Annotated in this window: 1 protein-coding gene; it reads right to left on the minus strand. The window is 63.9% G+C overall.

Annotated features, from left to right (window positions below; translation table 11 throughout):
- A partial coding sequence (locus FNJ47_RS49430; protein WP_163163940.1) for an efflux RND transporter permease subunit occupies window positions 1-219 on the minus strand: 219 nt, incomplete at both ends.

The following is a 219-nucleotide window of genomic DNA, read 5'->3' on the forward strand; positions in this document are numbered from 1 at the left end:
GCGCCCCGCCGACTTCCTCCATCGTCTTCAGCGCGGCATCGCGCCGGCTCATACCATGCTCGAGATGCCGCTCGACGTTCTCGACCACGACAATGGCGTCGTCGACCACGATGCCGACCGCGAGCACCAAGCCGAACAGCGTCAAATTATTGATCGAGAAGCCGAGCGCGGCCATCACCGCGAAGGTGCCGACCAGCGACACCGGGATCGCGATAATCG

This window comes from Bradyrhizobium uaiense, assembly GCF_010811875.1.
Classification (GTDB): Bacteria; Pseudomonadota; Alphaproteobacteria; order Rhizobiales; family Xanthobacteraceae; genus Bradyrhizobium; species Bradyrhizobium uaiense.